22 protein-coding genes are annotated in these 22,945 nt (G+C 63.0%); 17 read left to right on the top strand and 5 right to left on the bottom strand.

Going from position 1 to position 22,945, the window contains the following annotated elements; all coding sequences use genetic code 11:
• Window positions 1-3: 3 nt before the first annotated feature.
• Window positions 4-1,362: a trimethylamine monooxygenase gene (locus NKI31_RS26035; protein WP_352652900.1), complete on the bottom strand. Its 1,359-nt coding sequence runs from the start codon at window positions 1,360-1,362 to the stop codon at window positions 4-6.
• Between the two features lie 268 nt (window positions 1,363-1,630).
• Here NKI31_RS26035 and NKI31_RS26040 point away from each other — a divergent pair, with 268 nt between their 5' ends.
• Together NKI31_RS26040 and NKI31_RS26045 are read left to right on the top strand one after the other, a co-directional pair.
• Window positions 1,631-2,341, top strand: coding sequence for a helix-turn-helix domain-containing protein (locus tag NKI31_RS26040; RefSeq protein ID WP_352652901.1), 711 nt, complete (start codon window positions 1,631-1,633; stop codon window positions 2,339-2,341).
• 152 nt (window positions 2,342-2,493) lie between these two features.
• Window positions 2,494-2,826 carry an endonuclease domain-containing protein gene (locus NKI31_RS26045; protein WP_352652902.1) on the top strand — a complete coding sequence of 111 codons (333 nt, stop codon included), beginning with the start codon at window positions 2,494-2,496 and terminating at the stop codon, window positions 2,824-2,826.
• 154 nt (window positions 2,827-2,980) lie between these two features.
• Here NKI31_RS26045 and NKI31_RS26050 read toward each other — a convergent pair whose 3' ends face one another.
• From NKI31_RS26050 to NKI31_RS26065, 4 genes are read right to left on the bottom strand one after another with little or no spacing between them, the layout of a single operon-like run.
• Window positions 2,981-4,021: a heme-dependent oxidative N-demethylase family protein gene (locus tag NKI31_RS26050; protein ID WP_352652903.1), complete on the bottom strand. Its 1,041-nt coding sequence runs from the start codon at window positions 4,019-4,021 to the stop codon at window positions 2,981-2,983.
• A gap of 9 nt (window positions 4,022-4,030) precedes the next feature.
• Window positions 4,031-4,996 (bottom strand): PDR/VanB family oxidoreductase, encoded by a 966-nt coding sequence (locus NKI31_RS26055; protein WP_023745543.1) that lies wholly within the window; start codon window positions 4,994-4,996, stop codon window positions 4,031-4,033.
• Window positions 4,993-5,589: a dimethylamine monooxygenase subunit DmmA family protein gene (locus tag NKI31_RS26060; protein ID WP_023668542.1), complete on the bottom strand. Its 597-nt coding sequence runs from the start codon at window positions 5,587-5,589 to the stop codon at window positions 4,993-4,995. Before NKI31_RS26060 ends, NKI31_RS26055 begins: the two co-directional genes overlap by 4 nt.
• Before the next feature lie 42 nt (window positions 5,590-5,631).
• A complete protein-coding gene (locus NKI31_RS26065; RefSeq protein WP_023692153.1) occupies window positions 5,632-6,765 on the bottom strand; it encodes an aminomethyl transferase family protein in 1,134 nt (377 codons plus the stop codon).
• Between the two features lie 281 nt (window positions 6,766-7,046).
• Here NKI31_RS26065 and NKI31_RS26070 point away from each other — a divergent pair, with 281 nt between their 5' ends.
• The 15 genes from NKI31_RS26070 to NKI31_RS26140 all read left to right on the top strand — a co-directional run bounded on the left by NKI31_RS26070 (window position 7,047) and on the right by NKI31_RS26140 (window position 22,942).
• Window positions 7,047-7,334, top strand: a complete 288-nt coding sequence (locus tag NKI31_RS26070; protein WP_023684429.1) for a hypothetical protein — start codon at window positions 7,047-7,049, stop codon at window positions 7,332-7,334.
• Window positions 7,335-7,362: 28 nt separating this feature from the next.
• Window positions 7,363-7,740 (top strand): hypothetical protein, encoded by a 378-nt coding sequence (locus tag NKI31_RS26075; protein WP_023668545.1) that lies wholly within the window; start codon window positions 7,363-7,365, stop codon window positions 7,738-7,740.
• A gap of 27 nt (window positions 7,741-7,767) precedes the next feature.
• Window positions 7,768-7,929, top strand: coding sequence for a hypothetical protein (locus NKI31_RS26080; protein WP_023668546.1), 162 nt, complete (start codon window positions 7,768-7,770; stop codon window positions 7,927-7,929).
• 14 nt (window positions 7,930-7,943) lie between these two features.
• Complete coding sequence (locus NKI31_RS26085) at window positions 7,944-9,338, top strand: APC family permease (protein ID WP_023668547.1); 1,395 nt, start codon at window positions 7,944-7,946, stop codon at window positions 9,336-9,338.
• Window positions 9,339-9,380: 42 nt separating this feature from the next.
• On the top strand, window positions 9,381-10,070 hold the full coding sequence (locus NKI31_RS26090; RefSeq protein WP_023709931.1) for a hypothetical protein: 690 nt from the start codon (window positions 9,381-9,383) through the stop codon (window positions 10,068-10,070).
• Window positions 10,067-10,390, top strand: coding sequence for a hypothetical protein (locus NKI31_RS26095; RefSeq protein WP_352652904.1), 324 nt, complete (start codon window positions 10,067-10,069; stop codon window positions 10,388-10,390). The genes NKI31_RS26090 and NKI31_RS26095 overlap by 4 nt, the downstream gene beginning before the upstream one ends.
• Before the next feature lie 84 nt (window positions 10,391-10,474).
• Window positions 10,475-11,371, top strand: a complete 897-nt coding sequence (locus NKI31_RS26100) for a class II glutamine amidotransferase (protein WP_352652905.1) — start codon at window positions 10,475-10,477, stop codon at window positions 11,369-11,371.
• A gap of 4 nt (window positions 11,372-11,375) precedes the next feature.
• Window positions 11,376-12,104, top strand: a complete 729-nt coding sequence (locus NKI31_RS26105) for a GltB/FmdC/FwdC-like GXGXG domain-containing protein (protein WP_023668551.1) — start codon at window positions 11,376-11,378, stop codon at window positions 12,102-12,104.
• A gap of 6 nt (window positions 12,105-12,110) precedes the next feature.
• A complete protein-coding gene (locus NKI31_RS26110) occupies window positions 12,111-13,439 on the top strand; it encodes an FMN-binding glutamate synthase family protein (protein WP_023729272.1) in 1,329 nt (442 codons plus the stop codon).
• A 30-nt stretch (window positions 13,440-13,469) separates the two neighbouring features.
• Entirely contained in the window at window positions 13,470-14,777 is a 1,308-nt protein-coding gene (gene glnT / locus NKI31_RS26115) for a type III glutamate--ammonia ligase (protein WP_023752574.1), read from the top strand.
• A 36-nt stretch (window positions 14,778-14,813) separates the two neighbouring features.
• Window positions 14,814-16,067 carry a sarcosine oxidase subunit beta family protein gene (locus NKI31_RS26120; RefSeq protein ID WP_023668554.1) on the top strand — a complete coding sequence of 418 codons (1,254 nt, stop codon included), beginning with the start codon at window positions 14,814-14,816 and terminating at the stop codon, window positions 16,065-16,067.
• 15 nt (window positions 16,068-16,082) lie between these two features.
• Entirely contained in the window at window positions 16,083-16,358 is a 276-nt protein-coding gene (locus tag NKI31_RS26125; RefSeq protein ID WP_352652906.1) for a sarcosine oxidase subunit delta, read from the top strand.
• A 270-nt stretch (window positions 16,359-16,628) separates the two neighbouring features.
• Window positions 16,629-19,610 (top strand): sarcosine oxidase subunit alpha, encoded by a 2,982-nt coding sequence (locus tag NKI31_RS26130; RefSeq protein ID WP_352652907.1) that lies wholly within the window; start codon window positions 16,629-16,631, stop codon window positions 19,608-19,610.
• Window positions 19,603-20,220, top strand: coding sequence for a sarcosine oxidase subunit gamma (locus NKI31_RS26135; protein ID WP_352652909.1), 618 nt, complete (start codon window positions 19,603-19,605; stop codon window positions 20,218-20,220). Before NKI31_RS26130 ends, NKI31_RS26135 begins: the two co-directional genes overlap by 8 nt.
• A gap of 352 nt (window positions 20,221-20,572) precedes the next feature.
• Window positions 20,573-22,942, top strand: a complete 2,370-nt coding sequence (locus tag NKI31_RS26140) for a trimethylamine N-oxide demethylase (RefSeq protein WP_352652910.1) — start codon at window positions 20,573-20,575, stop codon at window positions 22,940-22,942.
• The last annotated feature ends 3 nt before the right edge of the window (window positions 22,943-22,945 follow it).

The raw sequence follows: 22,945 nt of genomic DNA on the forward strand, positions 1-22,945 counted from the left end.
GACCTATTCCGCCGCCACGCCCTTCACCTGGAGATAGCTTTCCATCGAGTCGTCCAGCGCCTGCAGCCAGGGCGTATGGTGCAATGGCGCCATGGTGCCGGTCATCAGCGAGCGGTAGGCGTGGTCGCGGAAGCTCATAATGTCTTCCGCCTTGTGGTGCTCCCACTCCATGAAGGTCTGGTTGACCGCCTCGACGTCGAAGCCGGGATAGTCGGTCTGGTCCATCAATTCCTTGGTGTAGTCGCCCTGGAACCAGATCATCTGCTCGGCGTCTTCCAGCGTCTCTTCGCGTGCCCGCCACTTGGCGCCGTGCTCGGCCATCGCCTGTACCGACGGCAGCTTGATGCGGCCCATGATGACGTCACGGGCGAACCAGGCCTGGGCGTCGAACATGTTGAAAGTGTAGAACTGGTCCTGCATGCCGATGTAGGACAGTTTCGGGTTCTTCTCCCACACGACGCCCTCATAGAGCCCGTCCGGCCACATGCGGTTGGCGGTCTTCAGCTTCAGCTCTTCCGTGAGGAACGGGAAGGAATGCAGATAGCCGGTGCACAGGACGATGGCGTCGACGTCCTTGGTGGTGCCATCCTTGAAGTGAGCCGTCTTGCCGACGACCTTCTGCAGCAGCGGCACTTCCTTCCAGTTCTCCGGCCATTTGAACCCCATCGGCTTGGAGCGGTAGCTGGAGGTGATCGATCTGGCGCCGTATTTGTAGCATTGCGAGCCGATGTCCTCGGCAGAATAGGAGCGGCCGATGATCAGTATGTCCTTGCCCTTGAACTCCATGGCGTCGCGAAAATCATGGCTGTGCAGGATACGGCCGTTGAAGGTCGAAAAGCCTTCGAAATAGGGAACGTTGGGAACCGAGAAATGCCCGGAAGCGACGACGACATTGTCGAACTCTTCGGAGTAGGTGACGTCGTTGGTGCGGTCATGCGCGGTGACAGTGAATTTCCTGCTCTCGTCCGAGAAGGTGACCATGCGCACCGGGCTGTTGAAGCGCACCCATTTGCGCAGGCCTGATTTCTCGACGCGACCCTTGATGTAATCCCACAAAACGGCGCGCGGCGGGTAGGATCCGATCGGGCGGCCGAAATGCTCCTCGAACGTATAGTCGGCGAATTCCAGGCATTCCTTCGGTCCGTTCGACCAGAGGTAGCGGTACATCGAGCCGTGGACGGGGTCGCCATGCTCGTCGAGGCCGGTGCGCCAGGTGTAGTTCCACAGGCCGCCCCAGTCCGACTGCTTTTCGAAGCAGACGATTTCGGGGATCTCGGCGCCCTTGTCGGCAGCCGACTTGAAGGCCCTGAGCTGGGCCAGACCGGATGGCCCCGCTCCAATGACGGCAACGCGCGTTTTCATGGCAGGCCTCCCGGTGTCATTCGATTTTTTGGAATTGCTCTTACGAAACAAATTTCACTCACAGGACAGTAATTGCCTCTTGGATGCTGTCAACAGGCCTTGTGGAGAAACCGCGTTTCGCCCCAGCGGATTTCCGGAAAAACGGATGACGGCGTAAATCCTGTTCGGACACCATTCGACTTAAGGGGCTTGCTGCGCGGTTGCGTTTCTGTATCGGCACCGAATATGTTCACCTGGAGTGAAATAATCATGGGGATTCGGAGGCGAGATGGCGAAGACAAGTTCCGACTCCAAGACTGCTTCGACAAGGGCAAAGCCACCGGCAAAGGCCTCCGTGGACGGAAAAACCATTCGCGCGCCGCTGACGCAGAATCCGCACGCCATTCGCGACACGCGCGAAAAAGTGCTGGAGGTGGCGATCGGGCGCGAGGTGCGCGCCTTCCGCAAGAAGCTCGGCATCACCGTTGCCGATCTCGCCGTCGCCACCGATATTTCGCTGGGCATGCTGTCGAAGATCGAGAACGGCATCACCTCGCCGTCGCTGACCACACTGCAGGCGCTGTCGAGGGCGCTCGGCGTTCCCGTCACCGCCTTCTTCCGCCGATTCGAGGAAGAGCGCAGCGCCGTCTTCGTCAAGGCCGGCGAAGGGCTAGATGTCGAACGCCGCGGCACCCGCGCCGGCCATCAATACAATCTGCTCGGCCATATCGGCTCCAACACCAGCGGCGTCGTCGTCGAGCCCTATCTGATTACGCTGACCGAGGATTCGGATGTGTTCCCGACCTTCCAGCATGAGGGCATGGAATTCCTCTACATGCTGGAGGGCGAGGTGGTGTACCGGCACGGCAGCAACCTCTATCCGATGAAGCCGGGCGACAGCCTGTTCTTCGACGCCGACGCGCCGCATGGGCCGGAAAAACTGACGCAGCTGCCGATGCGGTATTTGTCGATTATTTGCTATCCGCAGAGCGCGGGGTAGGAGTTCGATCTTCCCTTGATCCTCTCGTGCGGAGATCAGTAGTTTCGCGACGGCCCCCCTTTGCAACATCGGCGATTGGCGAAAGCCGACGTGACATCCGATCTCCCCACTTGAGGGGGAAATGTCCGGCAGGACAGAGGGGGCGAACCGCGATGACGCATAATCTGGTTTCCGCCAACAACCGCCGCAATGCGCGCAGGATGCGCAAGGTGATGACCGATGCCGAACTCAAGCTTTGGAACGAGATCAGGGCACACAGGCTGATGGGACTGAAGTTTCGGCGCCAGATGCCTATCGATGGCCATATCGTCGATTTTGCGTGCCCGGACAAAAAGCTGATCATCGAACTTGATGGCTCCCGGCATGGCCAAGCCGAAACGTCGGAATCGGACGCCGCAAGAACCGCCAAGTTTGAAGCTCTGGGCTGCACGGTCCTGCGCTTCTGGAACGACGATGTCATTCGCGATATCGACAATGTCTGCTAGCATGTCGTGATTGTGGCTGGGCTGAGCGGCGCGCCGTGAGCTTCGCCGAAGCGCTGGGATGGACATTGGGCAAGGGCCGGCACTCTACGGCGCCCCCCTCTGCCCTGCCGGGCATCTCCCCTCTTGGGGGAGATCAGCAGCTTTGTGGGCATCTTTAGTCCGGCCCGAACCCCGGTGACGTAGCACTGCCATCATCCAGCTTCGACAGCCATTCGAGCAGCGTCGGCCGATACCGCGTCAGGCCCTTGTAGGTGGCCAACTCTTCGGGCAAATCACGGATCACACGATGCAGTCGCCTTGCCCATTTCGGCTGTGTCACCAGTTCGTCCATCTTGATGAGATAGCAGCGGATCGGGAAGACGATGCCGTTCGAGCGCGGCAGCCGCCAGAAGCTTTGCAGTTCGACGCGCAGATGCACCTTGTCGCCGACATTTTCGGGCGTCACCGTCGCGCGGTCCGGGCCCCATTTGTGGTAATTCTCCGGGCTGGTGTCGAGGCGCGGGTTGATGGTCATCGTCCAGTTGAGACGCCGCGCCGGCTTGCCCTGCTGGATGTTGGTGAGGAACTTCAGCGCCCTGACGAAAATCCCCTTCTGATGCGCCAGCGGCACCGGCGCGTGCCATTCGAAGAAATTCATGCCGATGTCGAAATCGAGCGACCAGTCGGCCTGGGTGGTGACCATGCCGGCGTCCATCCACAGATTTCCGTCGCGCTGATCGAGGATGCAGAAATCGCCCTGGCTCTGGCGGGTGATGTACTCCATCGGCCCGTAAGGCAGTGTCGAGGTGTCGCCGAAGGTGAAGGTGTCGTCGATACCGAGCGGCCGGTTGATCCAGCGCCAGCGGTCGCCGTCGCGGGTCAGGGTGAAATGCTCGGGATAGCCAAGTGCCTGTTGCTCCATCAAAAGTTCGAGCAGGTCCCAGCCGGCCAGCGTCATGTGCGGCAGCGACTGGCAGCGCAGCGGATCCTCGGCCAGCACCAAAGCGCGGTCCTGCATCTCGGCGACATAGTGCTCGTCGACGTCGATCAGGTTTTCCAGCACGCTGCCCTTGGGACCGACGACATGCGGCTCGATGTTGACCGCATACATGTAGCTGTCTTCGTGGAACGGAAACGGAAACCGCCTGATGTGTTCCGGGCTGTTCCTGAAGGTGAAATCGTCGCGAAACGTTTCCTTGCGAAAGGTGATGCCCAAGCTCGCCTCCTATCTTTCCAGGACCAGCGACTTGCCTTCGAAGCGCGACACGCACGGCATGATCTTGCAGCCGGAACGGTGGTCTTCCTCACTCAGCCAGTGGTCGTTGTGGATGAACTTGCCGTCATGCGAGATGACGTTGGTCTCGCACTGGCCGCAGACACCGCCGCGGCAGAGATAGGGCGGATCGACGCCGGCGGCCTCGATCGCTTCGAGCAGGCTCTGCTGCTCGCCGACCCGGATGGTCTTGCCGCTGACGGCAAGTGTGACGTCGAACGGCAGGCCGGGCTGGGGTGCCGCGAAATGCTCGTAGTGCACGGTCTCCGCCGGCCAGCCGAGAGCCGCAGCGCGCTCGCGCACCCAGTTGATCATGCCGGTCGGGCCGCAGACATAGAGGTGGGTGCCGAGCGGCTGCGAGGACAAGAGACGGTCGAGTTCGATGCGCTCGTCGCGGTCGTCGTGATAGAGCCGGACGCGACGGCCATAGCGCTCCTGCAGCACATCGGCATAGGTGCCGAGCGAGGCGGTGCGGCAGGTGTAGTGCAGCTCGAAATTGCCGCCGGACCCGGCGAGCTGCGCGGTCTGCGCCATGAACGGCGTGATACCGATGCCGCCGGCAAGCATCAGATGCTTCTTGGCCCTGAGGTCGAGCGAGAACAGATTGACGGGGTAGCTGACCACCATCTCCAGGCCGGGGTTGACGCTCCGGTGCATGAACAACGAGCCGCCGCGGCCGACATCGTCGCGGCGCACCGAGATGGTGTATTCGCGGGTGTCGAGCGGCGATCCCATCAGCGAATAGGGATTGAGCCTTGTGCGGTCGCCATCGCGCATCTCGACCACGACATGGGCGCCGCCGGAAAAAGTCGGCAAAAGCTCACCGTCACGGCGGCGGAAATGGAAGCGCGTCACCAGTTCGTTGACCGGGACGACGTCGCTGACGACGACATCGAGCTTGGTGGTGCCGGTGCTCATGGGAAGACCTCCTCGATGGGAGGAATCTCCGAGCGATCCTCGGCATTTATGCAGACGCCCTGGAATGCTGCCAGCCGTCGCGAATAATGATCGCGCACCAGAAGCAGCAGGCCGCAATGCGCGCAGGTGGCCGGCTGCGTCGTCACATTTTCGGTGATGCCTTTGCAATGCACGCACTGCATGCGCCGCGCCAATGAGCCGCGATGCTCGGTCTGCATGGAGGTATGATCGATGCCGGCTTCGAGCGCCACCTGCATGGCCTGGCCGATCAGCCCTTCGGTGCCGGCGAGATAGAGGCGCAGGCCCATATGCGCGTTGGCAAGCGTCTGCTTCAGCCGGGGCAGCAGGCTGGCGAAGGTTGGCGCGACATGAAATTGCGCGGACTTCAGTGCCTCAAGAGCGGCAACGTGCTTGCCGTCGGCCCCGGGAATGAAGACGATTTCGGCGCCGTCGAAGAAGCCGGGGGGCGCCGTCCTTGCCATATCGACGATCGCCAGCGCGCCTTCCGCATCCGCCACGAAAAGATGATGCTTGCCGGGCTGCGGGGACAGGGTTCCGTAAATGGGCCGGCTGATGATCGTTTTGGCTGCCATTCTCTACTTCGTACCTCGAAACCCCTCGCTGTCGATTGTGCCTCAGCCTTTCGCCGTGCGCTTGGTCTTTTTGGGATCGTCGAAGGGCAGAGGCTGCGCCGTCGCCCTGATCGAACCGCTCTTGTTGCGGATCTCGAGCCTGGTGTCCTTGACCGCGCAGTCGACGTCGAGGCGGGCGATGCCCATCGATTTCTCGACCAGCGGCGAATACATGGCGCAGGTGACCACGCCCACCTTTTTGCCGTCGCGATAGACCGGCGCGCCCTCATCCGCGGGTTGCTTGCCGTCGAGCAGCACGCCGTAGATCTTGAAGCGCTCCTTGCCCTTGAGGCGGTAATGCTCTTCGGCGCCACGAAAGCCGGTCTTGCCGGGGCTGACAGTGAAGTCGAGGCCGAGCTCCCACAGCGTGTCGCCGGGGCCTTCGTTCTCGAACGGATATTTCTGCGAGTTGTCATAGGGATAAAACAGCAAATAACTTTCGACGCGCAGCATATCGAGCGTGGTGAAGCGGCACGGAATGATGCCGGCGCTCTTGCCCTCGTCGAGGATCCTGTCCCAGATCGTGCCGGCGTCCTGACCGCGGCAGAATATCTCGTAGCCGCGCTCGCCGGTATAGCCGGTGCGCGAGATCATGACGGGAAGGCCGAACAGCTGCGTCTGCATATGATGGAAATAGTTGAGGTCGCGAATGCCCGGCACATGCTTTGAGAGATAGTCGACCGCGGTCGGGCCCTGCAGCGACAGATCGTGCAGATTGTCGTCGAAGCGCAGCGATACGTCGCGGCCGACGGAAGCGCGCTGCAATTCCTCATGGCCGGTGCCGGAGCCGTGCACCACCATCCAGGCGTTCGGCCCGGTGCGGTAGAGGATGCAGTCGTCGGTGAATTTGCCGGCCTCGTTCAGCATGCAGGCATAGGCCGACTTGCCGGGATAGATCTTCTCCACGTCGCGCGTCGTTGCCAGGTCTATGAGGTGTGAGGCGTGCGGCCCGGTGATGTGAACCTTCTTCAGGCCCGACACATCCATCAGCCCGGCCCTGGTGCGGATGGCGGTGTATTCCTCGTCGGCGTCCTTGTCGTAGGTCCAGGCGGTGCCCATGCCGCTCCAGTCTTCGAGCTTCGAGCCTAACGCGCGATGGCGATCCGCCAGGGTCGAAAATCTCCAGGATGCCGTCATCCGCAAATCCTCCGTTCGAAAATTCTATTGTGTTCCCGGCTCCCTGCGCGGAGAGCATTTGGTCGAATATTGATCGCAAACGTCCTGATGCCGCAATACCCGCAAGCAAATAATTTCATTGTCAGGCAAAATTCGCGGCTGGGGACAAACGGTTAACCCAACGTAAAATCGGCTTGACAATTGCTGGATTCGGCCCGAATTTATGAAAAAAATTTCACTCTGTTGAAAGAGGGCAGCTGGCGGCCAATTCGGGGTCGGGCGCTGGAAAAAGGGGAAAACCGATGTCAGACCTGCAGCAGCGCATCGAAGCGCTGTACCGTTCCGACCTGCGCGGATCCGCGCTCCTGATCATCTGCCTTTGGGCGACGATCCTCTTCGTGCTCGTCATGACATGGCCCTACATCCCGGACACCGGGATCAAGATCGTCGTCGCGATCGCGGCGGCCGCCGTGCTGATCTTCAACACGGCCGCGATCCTGGCGATGGTCAATCACTACAAGGAAGACAAGGACTTCATCTACGGTCTCGACATCAAGAACGCCGACGCGGCCCGCAGCCGCAAGTCCTGAAAATAGAACGTCCTGAGGGGTAGAAGACATGTCGCGCTACACGCCGCCGGAACAAGGCAAGGCCGGGCAGATTTTCGATATCGTGGTCGTCGTGGTCGCCATTTTCGTGGCGCTGTGGCTGCCATTGAAACTCGGCCTGGCGGGTGCGGCGAAATCCATCGACGCGCTCGATGCCAAGACCTGGGAAGCGTTGGGACAGAACCCGACCATGGCCTCGATCTGGGAAAAGCTCGGCTATACGCCGGAGACCGCGCACGACATCATCCAGAACCGCTTCCACTACATCATCGACTGGCCGACGCTGATCATCATGGCGGCGGTGCTGATCGGCTATTTCGTCTTCCTGTTCCGCGCCTCCGACCGCGAATATCGCGACGTCATCAACGAAAAGTTCGACGACAAGTAACGCCAGAGATTTTGGGGAAGCACGCTCATGTGGGTCGCACTCTCTTACGCATCGTGGGGCATCTCGGTCGTGCTTGCGCTGTGGATGCTCTACGACTGGTTCAAGATCGACACGACCTATTCCGAGGAGGTGCTGACTTCCTCGCGCGAAGGCGAGCTTGAAGCCGCTTCCGAAAAACACCGGATCTGAGTGGGGATTGAACAATGACGATCACGCTTGAACCGGCAATACACGGCGACAGAGTTTCACTGCTACGCGTGCTCGGCCCGGCCCATGTCTGGGCGCTTGGCGTCGGCATCGTGCTGGTCGGCGAATTCACCGGCTGGAATTTCTCGGCGGACAAGGGCGGCGCACTGGCGGCGCTGATCGTCTGCTGGGTGGTCGGGCTCTTGTACACTTCGGTCGCCATGATCGACTCCGAGGTGACATCGACGGTTGCCGCCGCCGGCGGCCAATACGCGCAGGCTAAGCACATTGTCGGGCCCCTGATGGCCTTCAACGTCGCGCTGTTCCTGGTCTTTGCCTACACCATGCTGGAGGTTTCGGACGCCATCCTGCTCGGCGACACCATCGTCGCCAAGGCCGGCGTCGAAGGGCTCACCCACAACTCCTTCATTGCCGCCACCATCGTCGTGCTGGCATGGCTGAACTATCGCGGCGTGCTGATGACGCTCAACGTCAACTTCGTCATCACGGCGATAGCCTATGTCTCGATCGTTATCCTGTTCTTCTCGGTCAGCCCCTGGACGCAGGGTGCTGTGCTGAAGCTCAACGAGCTGGTCACCCCCGGCAATGCGCTGCCCTATGGCTGGATCGGCGTCATCGCGGCCTTCCAGTTCGGCATCTGGTACTATCTCGGCATCGAAGGCACCACGCAGGCCGCCGAGGAAGTGCGCTCGCCGGCGCGTTCGCTGCCTTACGGCACCATGGCCGGCATGATCACGCTTTTGATCGCCGCCGCCATGACCTGGTATGTCTGCGCCTCGCTGATGCCCTGGGAGTACCTCGGTATCACCTATTATCCCTTGTGGGACGCCGGCAAGCTGACCGGCAGCCCGCTGCTGGAAAACCTGTTGTTCGTCGCCACGCTGCTCGCGGCACTGGCGTCGGCCAATGGCTGTATCAACGATGCGGCCCGCGCGTGGTTCTCGCTTGGACGCGACCGCTATTTGCCGACATGGTTCTCGGCCGTGCACCCGAAATACCGCACGCCCTATCGCTCGATCCTGTTCCTGCTGCCGATCGCGCTCGCCTTCGCCTTCATTGCCGACCTCAACCAGGCGATCACCTTCTCGATCCTGTCGGGCGTGCTGCAATACACCTTCATGAGCATCAACATCATGATGTTCCGCAAAAAGTGGCCGCTGGGCACGATCCGCCGCGGCTATACGCACCCGTTCCACCCGATCCCGGCCATCGTGTTGTTTTGCCTCTGCGTGGTGACCTTCTTTGCGATCTTCCTCGGCTACGGCACGCAGCTGATCGCCATGGTCGCCTTCTACTTCCTGATCTCGCTGTGGTTCCACTTCTACCGTTACCGCTATGTGCGTCGCGGCGACCAGTTCACCATGCCGTGGCCGAAGCCGCAGGGCTATTGACAGGAGAGGGCCTGCCGGTTTGGGCGGGCATGGCGTGACGAGGTGTCTGACGTGACGACAGCATTGCTGGCCGGGGCGGTCGCCGTGGCTCTCGTCCTGCACCTCGCCTGGCATGCGCGCGCCAGCCGCAAAAAGGCCAAGGCTGATCTTGCAGCCGAGGCAGCCAGTATCCGGACCGTCATCACACATGCCGTTGATGTCTCCGATGGCACAGCCGGCGTTGTCACCTGGGCGGGTTCGTGGAACGGACAGCGCGTGCAGCTGCGCACCATCGTCGACACGCTGGCGACGCGAAAGCTGCCGGCGCGATGGTTGAGTGTCACGATCACAGAGCCGGTTGCGGTGCCGGCGACCTTCGACATGATGATGCGGCCGGGCTCGCCGACGACCTTCTCCAATTTCGATCATCTTCAGCATACGCTGCCGAAGGCTCCGGGATTTCCGGCTGAAGCCGTGCTGCGAACCGACCTCAGGGCGGCGCGCTTTCCGCAGAACCTGATCGCCAGCCATCTCGACATCTTTGCCGAAGGCCGCGCCAAGGAACTCTTGATCACCCCGAACGGCGTGCGCATCGTCTGGCTGCTGGCCGAGGCCGAACGGGCGCGCTACGGCGTGTTCCGGCAGGCTGCATTCGGCGGCACAAGGCTGGATCCGGCGCTGGTCGAGAGGTTGCTCACCTCAGCCTCGGGGCTGCGCGACGCCATCAACAGACAGGAAAGGCAGGTGGCATGAACGCCCCCCTACCCCCACCGGCAAACCCCTATCTCGTGCTCGGCGCCGCAATCGTCTTGCCGGCCAGCGGCCACGTCATTCTGGGCGTGCCTGTGCGCGGCCTGCAATTCCTGTTCTTCATGGTGATCCTCGCCTGGGTGACAGCCAAGATCGCGCCGGCCGACGCCAGCTTCGTCGGCCGCCACGCCGGCGGCTTCCTGATCTATGCGCTGTCGATCCTCGACGCCTACAAAATCGCCCGCATCCGCACCGCTACATGGGTTCACAGCGCCCGCGACGGCAGCGATAGTACACCAAGCGGCATCGAACCGCATACGTAACTACAGGAATATTTTTTTCATATGATTGAATTCGCACGACGCATTCGATACATCATCGTCTAGTGGTAACGCCGGGAGGCTGACATGTGTGGAATCGTCGGACTTTTTCTGAAAGACAAGTCGCTTGAGCCGCAGCTCGGCTCGATGCTGTCGCAGATGCTGATATCGCTCAGCGATCGCGGCCCCGACAGCGCCGGCATTGCCATCTATGGCGCGCCTTCCAGGAATGAAGCCAAGATCACCATCCAGTCCGCGAAGCCCGAGCGCGATTTCCGCGGCATCGACGCCGAACTCGCGAAGGCCATCGGCGCGCCGGTGAGCATAGCGGTGAAGTCCACCCATGCAGTGTTGAGAACCGCGCCCGACAAGGTCGATGCCGCGCGCGAAGCGCTGCAGTCAATCCGCCCCGACGTGCGCATCATGGGCGCCGGCGAAGCGGTGGAAATCTACAAGGAAGTAGGTCTGCCGGAAGCGGTCGTCGACCGTTTCGACGTCCGCTCGATGACCGGCACGCATGGCGTCGGCCATACCCGCATGGCGACGGAATCGGCCGTCACCACTATGGGCGCGCATCCGTTCTCGACCGGCGCCGACCAGTGCCTGGTGCACAATGGCTCGCTTTCCAACCACAACAATGTGCGGCGCGAGCTGGTGCGGGAGGGCATGAAATTCGAGACCGAGAACGACACCGAGGTCGCCGCCGCCTATCTCTCGTCGCAGATGGCGCATGGCAAGAACCTCGGCGAGGCGCTGGAAGGCACGCTGTCCGACCTCGACGGCTTCTTCACCTTCGTCGTCGGCACCAAGAACGGTTTCGGCGTGGTGCGCGATCCGATCGCCTGCAAGCCCGCCGTCATGGCCGAGACCGATCAGTATGTCGCCTTCGGCTCGGAATATCGCGCGCTGACCAAACTGCCCGGCATAGACAATGCGAGGGTCTGGGAACCGGAACCCGCAACCGTCTATTTCTGGGAGCATTGAGCCCATGCCGGCAACCAAACTTTCGAAGGCGGCGCAAGACCAGGCGTCCCGGGTCTTCGATCTCGACGTGTCGTCGCTGCGTGAACTGAACCAGGCGCTGCACAATCTGACGCCCGGCTCCAATGAAACCGCATGGGAGGTGCTGCACCCCAAGGGCAGTCATTCTGTTGCCGTCGGCGTCGACCAGCCGGTCAGCATCGATGTGCGCGGCAGCGTCGGCTACTACTGCGCCGGGATGAATGACGGCGCTGCGATCACAGTGCACGGCTCGGCCGGCCCCGGTGTCGGCGAAAACATGATGTCGGGCTCGATCGTCATCAAGGGCGACGCCAGCCAGTATGCCGGCGCCACCGGCAAGGGCGGGCTGCTCGTCATCGAGGGCAATGCCTCGTCGCGCTGCGGCATCTCGATGAAGGGCATCGACATCGTCGTGCACGGCAATATCGGCCACATGTCGGCCTTCATGGCGCAGTCCGGCAATCTGGTGGTGCTGGGCGATGCCGGCGACGCACTTGGCGATTCCATCTACGAAGCGCGGCTGTTCGTGCGCGGCAAGGTCGAAAGCCTGGGCGCCGACTGCATCGCCAAGGAGATGCGGCCCGAGCATATCGAACTGCTGCAGGGACTGCTCGACCGCGCCGGCGTCACCGGCGTCAAGCCGTCGGAATTCAAGCGCTACGGCTCGGCGCGCACGCTCTACAATTTCAATATCGACAACGCCGACGCGTATTGAGGCAGCATGACCTACAAGAACCCGCCGACGACGCCGCGCAAATCCGCGACCTTCGACGACTACACGCTTTCCGAAATCCGCCGCGCCGCGGCGACCGGCATCTATGACATCAGGGGCGCCGGGGCCAAGCGCAAGCTGCCGCATTTCGACGATCTGCTGTTCCTCGGCGCCTCGATCTCGCGCTATCCGCTGGAAGGCTATCGCGAGCGGTGCGACACGTCGGTGGTGCTGGGCTCGCGCTATGCCAAGAAGCCGATCGAGCTGAAAATCCCGATCACCGTTGCCGGCATGAGCTTCGGGTCGCTGTCCGGCCCGGCCAAGGAAGCGCTCGGCCGTGGCGCCACACTCTCAGGCACGTCGACCACCACCGGCGACGGCGGCATGACCGAGGAAGAGCGCGGCCATTCCAAGCAACTGGTCTACCAGTACCTGCCGTCGCGCTACGGCATGAACCCCAGGGATTTGCGCCGCGCCGACGCCATCGAAGTGGTCGTTGGCCAGGGCGCCAAGCCGGGCGGTGGCGGCATGCTGCTTGGCCAGAAAATCTCCGACCGCGTTGCCGAAATGCGCACGCTGCCGAAAGGCATCGACCAGCGTTCGGCCTCGCGCCATCCCGACTGGACCGGGCCGGACGATCTCGAGATCAAGATCCTCGAACTGCGCGAGATCACCGACTGGGAAAAGCCGATCTACGTCAAAGTCGGCGGCGCCCGCCCCTATTATGACACAGCACTTGCGGTGAAGGCCGGCGCCGATGTCGTCGTGGTCGACGGCATGCAGGGCGGCACGGCGGCCACCCAGGAAGTATTCATCGAAAATGTCGGCCAGCCGACGCTTGCCTGCATCAGGCCGGCAGTGCAGGCGCTGCAGGATCTCGGCATGCACCGCAAGGTGCAGCTGATCGTCTCCGGAGGCATCCGCAACGGCGCCGACGTCGCCAAGGCGCTGGCGCTCGGCGTCGACGCGGTGTCGATCGGCACGGCAGCGCTGGTCGCACTCGGCGACAACGATCCGCGCTGGGAGGCGGAGTACAATGCGCTCGGCACCACCGCCGGCGCCTATGACGACTGGCACGAGGGTCGCGACCCCGCGGGCATCACCACGCAGGACCCGGAACTGATGAAGCGGGTCGATCCGATCGCCGCCGGACGGCGGCTGGCGAACTACCTCAAGGTGATGACGCTGGAGGCGCAGACCATTGCGCGTGCCTGCGGCAAGAACAGCCTGCACAATCTCGAGCCCGAGGATCTCGTAGCCCTCACCATCGAAGCCGCCGCCATGGCCGGCGTGCCGCTGGCCGGCACCAACTGGATACCGGGGAAAAACGGCTTCTAAAAAACACATCAAAATAAGCGAGGAACTATAATGGGGAACGATCTCGCCGCATTCGCCAAAGAGAACGGCGTCAAATATTTCATGATTTCCTACACCGACCTGTTCGGCGGCCAGCGCGCCAAGCTGGTGCCGGCGCAGGCGATCGCCGACATGCAGAAGGACGGCGCCGGCTTCGCCGGTTTCGCCACTTGGCTCGACCTGACGCCGGCGCATCCTGATATGCTGGCGGTGCCGGATTCGGATTCGGTGATCCAGCTGCCGTGGAAGCGCGATGTCGCGTGGGTCGCCGCCAACTGCATCATGGACGACAAGGAAGTCGAGCAGGCGCCACGCAACACGCTGCGCCGGCTGATTGCGGAAGCCGCCACTGACGGTATGCATGTCAAGACCGGCGTCGAGGCTGAGTTCTTCCTGATCTCGCCGGACGGCAGCGTAATCTCCGACAAATACGACACGGCTTCAAAACCCTGCTACGACCAACAAGCGGTGATGCGCCGCTACGATGTCATCGCCGAGATCTGCGATCACATGCTGGCGCTGGGCTGGAGCCCCTACCAGAACGACCATGAGGACGCCAACGGCCAGTTCGAGATGAACTGGGCCTTCGACGATGTGCTGGCGACCGCCGACAAGCACTCGTTCTTCAAGTTCATGGTCAAGTCGGTGGCGGAAAAGCACGGCCTGCGCGCGACCTTCATGCCTAAGCCCTTCCAGGGCCTGACCGGCAATGGCTGCCACGCCCATATTTCGGTGTGGGACAAGGCCGGCAAGGTCAACGTCTTTGCCGACAATGCGATGGAGCTCGGCCTGTCGGCCAAGGGCAAGAATTTCCTCGGCGGCATCATGAAACATGCCTCGGCGCTGGCCGCCATCACCAACCCGACGGTGAACTCCTACAAACGCATCAACGCGCCGCGCACCATTTCGGGCGCCACCTGGGCTCCGAACACGGTGACCTGGACCGGAAACAACCGCACCCACATGGTGCGCGTGCCCGGCCCCGGCCGCTTCGAGCTGCGGCTGCCGGACGGCGCCGCAAACCCTTATCTGCTGCAGGCCGTCATCATTGCCGCCGGTCTCGACGGCATCCGCTCCAAGGCCGATCCCGGCAAGCGCTACGACATCGACATGTACCAGAACGGCCACACGGTGAAAGGCGCGCCGAAGCTGCCGCTCAATCTGCTCGACGCGCTTCGCGAATACGACAAGGACAAATCGCTCAAGGCGGCGCTGGGTGAGGAATTCTCGTCGGCTTATCTAAAGCTGAAGCACCAGGAATGGAATTCCTATGCTTCGCACTTCACGCAATGGGAGCGCGACCACACGCTGGACATATAATCGTCCCCGCTGTGCGAGCGACCTCGGAATGACCTGATGAAATATTCGATCTTCTCGCTCGCCCGTGCTGCCCTTTCCGGCCACAAGAATTGGCAGCGCACCTGGCGCGATGCGGCGCCCAAGGACCACTACGATGTGGTGATCATCGGCGGCGGTGGCCATGGGCTCGCCACCGCCTGGTTCCTCGCCAGCGAGTTCGGCATCAGAAACGTCGCCGTGCTGGAAAAGGGCTGGATCGGCTCCGGCAATGCCGGCCGCAACACCACCATCATCCGTTCCAATTACGGCCTGCCCGGCAATACCGGCTTCTACGAGCTTTCGATGAAGCTTTGGGAGCGGATGGAGCAGGACCTCAACTATAACGCCATGGTCAGCCAGCGCGGCGTCCTCAACCTCTATCATTCCGATGCGCAGCGCGACGCTTATGCGCGGCGCGGCAACACCATGCGCATCAATGGCATCGATGCCGAACTGCTCGACCAGGCGGCGCTGAAGAAGATGCTGCCGTTCCTGAATTTCGACCATGCGCGCTTTCCCGTGCAGGGCGGCCTCCTGCAGCGCCGCGGCGGCACCGCGCGGCATGACGCGGTGGTCTGGGGCTATGCCCATGCGGCGAGCGAACTCGGCGTCGACATCATCCAGAACTGCGAGGTCACCGGCTTTGTCCGGGACGGCAACGGCAAGGTGACTGGCGTCGAGACGTCGCGCGGCAAGATCGGCGCCGGCAAGGTCGGCATGGCAGTCGCCGGGTCATCGTCGCGTGTCGCAGCGATGGCGGGCATGCGCCTGCCGATCGAAAGCCATGTGCTGCAAGCTTTCGTCTCGGAGGCGATCAAGCCGCTCATTCCTGGCGTCATGACCTTCGGCGCCGGGCATTTCTATGTCAGCCAGTCGGACAAGGGCGGGCTGGTCTTCGGCGGCGACATCGATGGCTACAATTCCTACGCCCAGCGCGGCAATCTGCCTGTCATGGAAGATGTCTGCGAAGGCGGCATGGCGCTGATCCCGATGATCGGCCGCGTGCGGCTTCTGCGCCAGTGGGGCGGCATCATGGACATGTCGATGGATGGCTCGCCGATCATCGACAAGACACCGGTCGACGGGCTCTACCTCAACGCCGGCTGGTGTTATGGCGGCTTCAAGGCGACGCCCGGTTCCGGCTTCGTCTTTGCCCATCTTCTGGCGCGTGACGAAACGCACAAGGAGGCGGCGCTGTTTCGGCTCGACCGCTTCCAGCGCGGCGCCATGATCGACGAAAAGGGCCAAGGCGCCCAACCGAACCTGCATTGAGGCGGCCGGAACAAGATGCGTATCACCTGTCCTTTCTGCGGCGAACGCGAACTCGGCGAGTTCAGCTATCTCGGCGATGCCAAGCCTGTACGGCCGGCGGCGGATGCCGGCGAAGATGCCGTCTACGACTATGTCTATCTGCGCGACAACATCGCCGGCGTGATGGCAGAGAACTGGTATCACGGCGGTGGCTGCCGGGCCTGGCTGAAGGTCACCCGCAACACACTGACGCACGAGATCTCGGCGGTGGAACCGGCGGCGGGGGCTGGTGCGAGGCAGGTGGAGACATGAGCTATTCTGTCGAGACCACAGCCGTCGCGAAAAGCGCCAGCCCCCTACCTCCCCCTTGTGGGGAGGTCGGACCGCAGGTCCGGGTGGGGGTCGGTGCCGCGCCCCCCCCCCCCCCCAGCCGCCCCACTGGGGGGTGGTCGCCCCGCCGGGCGGGGGGGGGGTCGGTGCCGCACCCCCACCCCGCTGCTGCGCAGCGACCCTCCCCACAAGGGGGAGGGTGAAGAGCGCGACGGTCCCGCCTGGCATTGGATCGATGAGAGGCCGGCCATCGTGAGTTCCAGTCAATCCCATCGTCTCACATCCGGCGGTCTCATCGACCGCTCGGCGCCGCTCAACTTCCGCTTCGATGGCAAGAGCCTCTCCGGCTTCCAAGGCGACACGCTGGCGTCGGCGCTGGTCGCCAATGGCGTCAAGCTGGTCGGCCGCTCGTTCAAATACCATCGTCCGCGCGGCATTCTGACTGCGGGCTCGGAAGAACCCAACGCGCTGGTCGAACTGCGCACCGGCGCACGGCGCGAGGCCAACACCAAGGCCACGACGGCCGAACTGTATGAAGGCCTCGAAGCGGCAAGCCAGAACCGCTGGCCCTCGCTGCGCCACGATGTGATGTCGGTGAACCAGCTGTTCTCGCCGATCTTCGTCGCCGGCTTCTACTACAAGACCTTCATGTGGCCGGCAAAATTCTGGGAAATGGTCTACGAGCCGGCGATCCGACGCGCCGCGGGTCTGGGTCGCGCGGCGGTCACCCCCGATCCGGATCACTACGACAAGGCCTGGGCGCATTGCGATGTGGTGATCGCCGGCTCCGGTCCGGCCGGTCTCGCCGCCGCACTCGCTGCAGGCCGCAGCGGTGCGCGCGTCATCCTGTGCGAAGAAGATTTTGCGCCCGGCGGCCGTCTGTTGTCGGATGGCGGCACGATCGACGGTCTGCCGGCCGCGGAGTGGCTGTCGCGCACACTGGCCGAGCTCAGCTCGATGCCGGATGTCCGCATCATGACCCGCACGACCCTGTTCGGCGTCTATGACGGCGGTACCTATGGCGCGATCGAGCGGGTCAACGATCATCTGCCGGTGCCGCCCGAGCATCAGGTGCGCCAGCGCCTGTGGCGCATCGTGGCCAAGCGCTGCGTCGTCGCCGCCGGCGCGATTGAGCGTCCCATCGTCTTTGCCGGCAATGACACGCCCGGCGTGATGATGGCGTCCGCCATCCGCACCTACGTCACACGTTATGCGGCGACGCCGGCAAAGCGGATCGCGCTGTTCACCAACAATGAGGATGGCTGGCGCACGGTCGAGACGGCACTCGGCGCCGGGCTGCAGATCGCGGCGGTGATCGACGCGCGGCCTGACGTCTCGCCTGCCCATCGTTCTCTCGCTTCCAGGAACGGCTTCACCGTGCTGCATGGTTCGGTCAGCGGCGTCGGCGGCGGCAAGGACGGCGTAAGAAAAATAGCGGTGTCGCTGACCGGCGGCGCGCGCGCCGAGGTCGAGGCCGACGGGCTTGCCGTTTCCGGCGGCTGGAACCCGGCGGTCGGGCTGACCTCATACCATCGGGGCCGGCCGAAATGGCGCGAGGACATCGCCGCCTTCGTGCCGGACGGCGCGCCGCCCGGCATGGTCGCGGCAGGTGCCGCCAACGGTGCCTTTTGCCTCGGCGCCTGCCTGCGTGAAGGTTTTGAAGCTGGTGCGGCGGCCGCACGCGAAGCGGGGCGGTCGGGCAGCGCTGGATCACCGCCGACCGCCAGCGACGAGGCCTTCTCGCTGACGCCTCTCTGGCACGTCGCCGGCAAAGGCAAGGCTTTCGTCGACCAGCAGCATGATGTCACCGCATCCGACATCGAGCTGGCGCAGCGCGAAGGTTTTGAATCGGTCGAGCATCTGAAGCGCTACACCACGCTCGGCATGGCGACCGACCAGGGCAAGACGTCCAATGTCGCCGGCCTCGCCATCATGGCGGCGGTGTCGGGCAAATCCATTCCCGAGACCGGCACGACCATCTATCGGCCGCCTTACGTGCCTGTCGCCATCGGCGCCTTTGCCGGCCATCATCGCGACGAGACTTTCCATGCCACACGGCTGACGCCGTCGCATCACTGGGCGGCCGAACAGGGCGCGATCTTTGTCGACACCGGCCTGTGGAAGCGCGCGCAATGGTATCCGCGCGCGGGCGAGAAGGACTGGCTGGAATCCGTGACCCGCGAAGTCAAGGCGGTGCGCGGCGGCGTCGGCTTCTGCGATGTCTCGACGCTGGGCAAGATCGATGTGCACGGCCACGATGCCGGCGCCTTCCTCGACCGCGTCTACATCAACACCTTCTCAAACCTTGCCGTGGGAAAAGCCCGCTACGGGCTGATGCTGCGCGAGGACGGCCTCGTCTATGATGACGGCACGACCTCGCGGCTGGCCGATGACCATTATTTCCTCACCACGACCACGGCGAAGGCCGGGCTGGTGATGCAGCATCTCGAATTCTGCCGCCAGGTGCTATTCCCCGAACTCGACGTGCAACTGACCTCGGTCTCCGACCAGTGGGCGCAATTCTCGATTGCCGGGCCAAGGACGCGAGACCTGTTGAAGGAAATCGTCGACCCTGCCGAGGACCTTTCGAACGAAGGTTTTCCCTTCATGGGCGTGCGCGAAGTCGCTTTGCGCGGCGGCATCAAGGCGCGGCTGTTCCGCATCTCCTTCTCCGGCGAGATGGCGTTCGAGATTTCGGTGCCGGCGCGTTACGGTGAAGCGATGGCACGCAATTTGATGCTGGCGGGAAAACCGTTCGGCGTGACGCCGTATGGCACAGAAGCCCTCGGCGTCATGCGCGTTGAAAAGGGCCATGTCGCCGGACCGGAACTGAGCGGCACGACGACCGCCGCCGATCTCGGCCTCGGCAAGATGATGTCGACCAAGAAGGATTTCATCGGTCGCGTCATGGCCGGCCGCGAGGCGCTGGTGGCGCCGGACCGGCAGGTCGTGGTCGGCATCAAGCCGGTCGACAAGGCGCGCCGCCTGCGCTCCGGCGCGCACATCATCCCGAAGGGCCAGACGCCCGGGCCTGATAACGACCAGGGCTACGTCACCTCGGTCTGCTTCTCGCCGACACTCGACCAGTGGATCGGTCTCGGCCTTGTCGAGCGCGGCCGCGAACGCATCGGCGAGATCGTCCACGCGCATGATCCGCTGCGCGGTGAAGACTATGATGTCGAACTCTGCAATCCCGTCTTCTACGATCCCGATGGAGGGCGCCAGCGTGGCTGATTTTTCCTGGGATGTTCGCAGCCCGCTCGAGCGCGCGCTCGCTCCTGGCGCTTACGGCGTGCAAGGCGATGCCGGTGTGTCGCTGACCGAGATCCGCAATTTCGACCTCGTCCAGGTGATGGCACGGCGCGGCAAGGCGGGTGATTTGACCGAGGCCGCGAACGCTCGTTTCGGCGTCGCGGCTCCGGAAACGCCGAAGGCGGTTGGCACCGCGGATGCGACGCTGATCTGGTCGGGACCGGATCAGTTTTTTGTCCTGTCGAAGGGTGGCAGGACTGAGGTGCTCGCTCAGACCTTTGCATCTTCCGCTTCGCTATCCGACCAATCGCATGCACGCGTGCTGATCAGCATCTGCGGCCTCAAGGCGCGCGCCATGCTGGCGAAACTGTCGTCGATTGATTTGCATCCCGATGCGTTTCCGGTTGGCGCTGCTGCTGCGACCTCGATGGATCACACCAGCGTCACGCTCTGGCGTGGTGGTGACAAGGCGGATGGGCAGGCGGTGTTCAACCTCCTGGTGTTTGCGACGTTTGCCGAAAGTCTGTGGCACACGATGTTGGAATCGGCTGCGGAGTATGGTGTGGCTATCGGGCATTCCGAGGAGCTTTAGCTCGATAGTTTCAGATGTTGGCGCCGCCCCTCATTGCCCTGCCGGGCATTTCTCCCCGTATAGTGACGGGGAGAAAGAAGCTGGTCGCAGCCTCGGCGCTCTTCCTGCAACGCTGGCGATTGGCGAAACCGGCGACGACAGCATCCTTCGCCCCGTTTACGAGGAGAAGATGGGCAGCCAGATGAGGGGCGGCGCTGGCGTTCGGAAGATGGGTTTGATTGGAAGGGTCTAACCTGCAGCGACCGCGTCGAGAACGCCACCTCCACCTTGCCAAACCCAACCGCGCTGCTATTCTTGCTGCTAAAATAATTTTACACACAGGCAAACATGTTTCTGTAACCGCAAGGCTGAGATGAGCCAGTCGCCCTACCCTTCAGTGACAGCTGGGCCGCCGCGGCCGAGCCTCGTCGTGAGGCCCGGACAGATCGCGCTGCCGCCGGGCATGGAGCGGTATACAATCCTGGGGAATGGCGCGGTGCTGATCGAGGTCGAGGCCGGCGATACGTTCACCGTGCGCAATGTCGAGGGCGGGCAGGCTTGCGAGTTGCTGGCCTGGGACAGGACCGGCGCCACCGATCCTTCCATCCTCGGCGAAAAGTCCAACAGCAATGCCGCCGGGATCAAGGCGCTTCTGGCCGAGGGCGATGACAGCCTGGCTTCCGTCCGTCGTGGCCTTGAGCGCCGCCAGGTGCAGCTCGACGAGCCCAAGGCGGTGCGTGTGTTCGGCGGCGCAACGCCTGCCGGCACCGAGCAGGCATTCACGGTCACGCGCGACGGCGCGATGCTGATTGCCGCACCCGGCGGGCCGATGCTCGTCGACGGCCATTATACGGCAACGCCGCTCACCGTCATGGTGCGCCGCGCCACCGTGCGCCTGAAGACAAAGTCGCAGCTGGCCGATCCGCTTGCCGATCTGGTGCTCGATCTGCGCGTCCATTCGGCGACAGCCGAATCCTATTTCGTCAAGGCCGGCGACTACCTGCAGATCATCGATGTCGACGGCCGCCAGTGCACCGATTTCCAGTGCTTCTCGGCGCGCAAGCTGGACAAGGGGCTGGACCATCCGCTCGACGTTACGACCACGCGCACGCTGATGGGGTCGAGCTACCCGATGCCCGGCCTTCACTCGAAATATTACGACCAGGACATGGAGCCATTGGTCGAGGTTATCCAGGACACGTGCGGCCGGCATGACGCCTTCGCGCTCGCGTGTGCGGCCAAATATTATGACGACATCGGCTATCCCGGCCACACCAACTGCTCGGAGAATTTCAATCGCGCGTTGGCCGACAAGGGTGTGACGCCCCGTGCCGGCTGGATGGCGATCAACTTCTTCTTCAACACGGCGATCGACGCCCATGGCGTGATGGTGTCGGACGAGCCGTGGTCGCGGGCGGGTGACTATGTGCTGCTCAGGGCGCTCACCGACGTTGTCTGCGTCTCCTCCGCCTGTCCCGACGACACGACACCGGCCAATGGCTGGAACCCGACCGACATCCATGTGCGAACCTATTCCGGCCAGCACAAATTCTCGCGAGCGATCGCCAGACGCATGACGCCCGATTCGGAACCGAAAATGACCCGCGAGACCGCCTTCCATTCAAGCTTCGCCAAGCACACCCGCAACTTCGTGGAATACCGGGGTTATTGGCTGGCCAATTCTTTCGCCAAAGAGGGGCCGATCGCCGAGTACTGGGCCTGCCGGCAGGACGCGGTGATCATGGACCTGTCGCCGCTGCGCAAGTTCGAGGTCACCGGTCCCGATTCCGAAGCGCTGCTGCAATACACGCTGACCCGCGACGTCAAGAAGCTCGGCGTCGGCCAGGTCGTCTATTCCGCCATGTGCTACGAGCATGGCGGAATGGTCGACGACGGCACGCTGCTGCGGCTCGGCAAGGACAATTTCCGCTGGGTCGGCGGCGATGACCTGTCCGGCGAATGGCTGCGCGACACCGCCAGAAAACTCGGCCTCAACGTGCTGGTGCGCTCGTCCACCGACCAGATGCACAATGTCGCTGTCCAAGGGCCGAAGAGCCGTGACATTTTGCGAGAGGTGGTCTGGACCTCGCCGCTGCAACCGTCGATCGACGAACTCGAATGGTTCCGCTTCGCTGTCGCGCGCATCGGCGGCGGCAATGGCATTCCGGTCGTGGTGTCGCGCACCGGTTATACCGGCGAGCTCGGCTACGAAATCTGGTGCCACCCACGCAACGCCGAAAAAGTGTTCGATGCCATCTGGGAGGCCGGCCAGCCGCACGGGCTGAAGCCGATGGGCCTTCAGGCGCTCGACATGGTGCGCATCGAAGCCGGGCTGATCTTCGCCGGTTACGAATTCTCCGACCAGACCGACCCGTTCGAGGCGGGCATTGGTCTCACCGTGCCGTTGAAGACCAAGACCGACGATTTTATAGGCCGCGAGGCGCTGATAAGGCGCAAGGAACATCCGCAGCACAAGCTCGTCGGCCTCGACATCGACAGCAATGTCGCGGTCGGCCATGGCGACTGTGTCCATATCGGCCGCGCCCAGATCGGCGTCGTCACCTCGGGCATGCGCTCGCCGGTGCTGAACAAGAACATCGCTCTGGCGAGGCTTGACGTCACCCATGCGGCCACCGGCACAGAGGTCGAGATCGGCAAACTCGACGGCCACGCCAAACGGCTGCCGGCGCGCGTCGTGGCCTTCGCCCACTACGATCCGCAAAAGACCAGGCCGCGATCCTGAGGG

Origin of the sequence: Mesorhizobium sp. M0659 (assembly GCF_040320605.1) — a bacterium.
Taxonomy (GTDB): domain Bacteria; phylum Pseudomonadota; class Alphaproteobacteria; order Rhizobiales; family Rhizobiaceae; genus Mesorhizobium.

Excerpts from the sequence above, each read along its gene's own strand:
- NKI31_RS26140 (WP_352652910.1), top strand. The coding sequence starts at position 20,573 with ATGAGCCAGTCGCCCTACCCTTCAGTGACAGCTGGGCCGCCGCGGCCG.
- NKI31_RS26045 (WP_352652902.1), top strand. The coding sequence starts at position 2,494 with ATGACGCATAATCTGGTTTCCGCCAACAACCGCCGCAATGCGCGCAGG.
- NKI31_RS26075 (WP_023668545.1), top strand. The coding sequence starts at position 7,363 with ATGTCGCGCTACACGCCGCCGGAACAAGGCAAGGCCGGGCAGATTTTC.
- NKI31_RS26035 (WP_352652900.1), bottom strand. The coding sequence starts at position 1,362 with ATGAAAACGCGCGTTGCCGTCATTGGAGCGGGGCCATCCGGTCTGGCC.
- NKI31_RS26110 (WP_023729272.1), top strand. The coding sequence starts at position 12,111 with ATGACCTACAAGAACCCGCCGACGACGCCGCGCAAATCCGCGACCTTC.
- NKI31_RS26125 (WP_352652906.1), top strand. The coding sequence starts at position 16,083 with ATGCGTATCACCTGTCCTTTCTGCGGCGAACGCGAACTCGGCGAGTTC.
- NKI31_RS26040 (WP_352652901.1), top strand. The coding sequence starts at position 1,631 with ATGGCGAAGACAAGTTCCGACTCCAAGACTGCTTCGACAAGGGCAAAG.
- NKI31_RS26105 (WP_023668551.1), top strand. The coding sequence starts at position 11,376 with ATGCCGGCAACCAAACTTTCGAAGGCGGCGCAAGACCAGGCGTCCCGG.
- NKI31_RS26100 (WP_352652905.1), top strand. The coding sequence starts at position 10,475 with ATGTGTGGAATCGTCGGACTTTTTCTGAAAGACAAGTCGCTTGAGCCG.
- NKI31_RS26060 (WP_023668542.1), bottom strand. The coding sequence starts at position 5,589 with ATGGCAGCCAAAACGATCATCAGCCGGCCCATTTACGGAACCCTGTCC.
- NKI31_RS26070 (WP_023684429.1), top strand. The coding sequence starts at position 7,047 with ATGTCAGACCTGCAGCAGCGCATCGAAGCGCTGTACCGTTCCGACCTG.
- NKI31_RS26120 (WP_023668554.1), top strand. The coding sequence starts at position 14,814 with ATGAAATATTCGATCTTCTCGCTCGCCCGTGCTGCCCTTTCCGGCCAC.
- NKI31_RS26085 (WP_023668547.1), top strand. The coding sequence starts at position 7,944 with ATGACGATCACGCTTGAACCGGCAATACACGGCGACAGAGTTTCACTG.
- NKI31_RS26055 (WP_023745543.1), bottom strand. The coding sequence starts at position 4,996 with ATGAGCACCGGCACCACCAAGCTCGATGTCGTCGTCAGCGACGTCGTC.
- NKI31_RS26065 (WP_023692153.1), bottom strand. The coding sequence starts at position 6,765 with ATGACGGCATCCTGGAGATTTTCGACCCTGGCGGATCGCCATCGCGCG.
- NKI31_RS26080 (WP_023668546.1), top strand. The coding sequence starts at position 7,768 with ATGTGGGTCGCACTCTCTTACGCATCGTGGGGCATCTCGGTCGTGCTT.
- NKI31_RS26095 (WP_352652904.1), top strand. The coding sequence starts at position 10,067 with ATGAACGCCCCCCTACCCCCACCGGCAAACCCCTATCTCGTGCTCGGC.
- glnT (WP_023752574.1), top strand. The coding sequence starts at position 13,470 with ATGGGGAACGATCTCGCCGCATTCGCCAAAGAGAACGGCGTCAAATAT.